A 1814-nucleotide genomic window follows, 5' to 3' on the forward strand; every position below is an offset into this window, starting at 1 on the left:
GTCCGGCCGCGCCGCGCCGCACCGCGCCCCGCGACGGCCCGGCGGACGCCGGGGAGCGGGGGAACGGGCCGCCGTCCACGGGCCTCCGCTCCTGCCGGGGGTCCGGGCACCGCCGCGCCCTCAGGGGCGGCGCAGCAGGGCATCCGCGTCCTGCAGGGCCGTGGACAGCCGGTGCAGGGCCGCCTCGTCCCGCTCCACCGCGTCGTACGCCGGGCCCTCGGCCGTGTTCCATTCCCGGGCCACCGCCGACGCGTCCCGGCCCAGCAGCAGACCGGCCGCCTGGGCCGCCGCGCCCAGCGCCACCAGCTCCTGGGCGCGGGGCACCACCACAGGACGGCCCGAGAGCCGCCGTACCGTCTCCCGCCAGGCCACCCCCCGGGCGCCGCCGCCGATCAGCAGAATCGGTTCCGCGGGGTCCGCGTCCGCGTCCAGCACCCGGTCCAGGGCCTCCAGCAGCGCGAACACCGCCCCGTCGTACGCGGCCTGGAGCACCTGGCCGCCGGTGGTCTCGTGCCGCAGTCCGGTGAGCAGCCCGCTGGCGTACGGCAGGTCCGGGGTGCGCTCCCCGTCGAGGAACGGCAGGACCACCGCCGCGCCGCCCGCCTCCACCGCCTCCCGGTCCAGGCCCAGCAGCGCCGCGAACCGGTCGACGGCCACCGTGCAGTTGAGCGTGCAGGCCAGCGGCAGCCAGTTGCGTCCGGCGTCGGCGAAGCCGGCGACCACGCCGCTGTCGTCCGCCGGCCGCCGCCCGGCCACCGCGTACACGGTGCCGGAGGTGCCCAGGCTCAGCACCGGACGGCCCGGCAGCAGGCCGAGGCCGAGCGCGCCCGCCATGTTGTCGCCGGTGCCCCCGGCCACCAGGATGCCCTCCGGGAGCGGCAGCCCGGACCGTACCGTGCCGGCCGGCTCGCCCGCCGGGACCACACGCGGCAGCAGCTCGGGGTCCAGGCCGACATGGCCGAGGATCTCCGCGTCGTACGCCTCGGTCTCCGTCGACCACCAGCCGGTGCCCGAGGCGTCCCCGCGGTCCGTGGTGCCGCCGCCGACCTCCTGACCGGTCAGCCGGCCGGTCAGATAGTCGTGCGGCAGCCGCACCGCGCGGGTCGCCGCGGCGGCCTCCGGCTCGTTCTCGCGCAGCCAGGCCCACTTGGTCACCGTGAAGGACGCCGGCGGGACGCTCCCGGCCCGCCGCGCCCACCAGCCCGCTCCGCCGAGTTCCTCGATCAGCCGCTCGCGCTGCGGGGCGGAGCGGGTGTCGTTCCACAGCAGGGCGTTGCGCACCGGACGGCCGTCACCGTCCAGCGTCACCAGGCCGTGCTGCTGCCCGGCGACCGAGACCGCCGCCGCCTCCCGCACCACCGGGCCGCACTGGTCCAGTGCCTCGCCGAGCGCCTGCCACCACTGCTCGGGGTCGCTGTCGCCCTCGGGGCTCACCACGTGCGGCGCCTGGCCGCGGGCCACCACCGTGCCGGTGGCGGCGTCCACCACCAGCGCCTTGGCGGACTGCGTGGAGGAGTCCACGCCCACCACGAGAGGTCCATCGGGTGCGGCCATGATCGCGTCCTTCCGTCGCCCGGCGCCGACGGTGGCGGTCCGGGGGCTTCCACTCAGGGGCAGGGGCATACTAATTTGTCAACGGACATGACGAATAGCCGTACCGCACGCCGAGGAGCCGCGATGTCCTATCAGCCCACCCCCGACGACAAGTTCACCTTCGGTCTGTGGACCGTCGGCTGGCGCGGCAACGACCCGTTCGGCGACGCCACCCGCCCCGTCCTCGACCCGGTCGAGTCGGTCAACCGGCTCTCCGAACT

Annotated in this window: 1 protein-coding gene and 1 pseudogene; one reads left to right on the plus strand and one right to left on the minus strand. The window is 76.6% G+C overall.

From position 1 onward, the window contains the following. Positions 1-120 precede the first annotated feature (120 nt). The gene (gene xylB, locus ACFV5N_RS27565) at positions 121-1554 is read right to left on the minus strand and encodes a xylulokinase (RefSeq protein WP_385605193.1); all 1434 of its coding nucleotides are present in this window, start codon (positions 1552-1554) and stop codon (positions 121-123) included. 123 nt (positions 1555-1677) lie between these two features. On the opposite strand from xylB, the pseudogene ACFV5N_RS27570 reads away from it, so the two are divergent. After that, positions 1678-1814: pseudogene (locus ACFV5N_RS27570) on the plus strand (xylose isomerase); the annotation flags it as partial.

This window comes from Streptomyces sp. NPDC059853 (genome assembly GCF_042731495.1).
In the GTDB taxonomy this organism is placed as follows: Bacteria; Actinomycetota; Actinomycetes; order Streptomycetales; family Streptomycetaceae; genus Streptomyces.

Excerpts from the sequence above, each read along its gene's own strand:
- xylB (WP_385605193.1), bottom strand. The coding sequence starts at position 1,554 with ATGGCCGCACCCGATGGACCTCTCGTGGTGGGCGTGGACTCCTCCACG.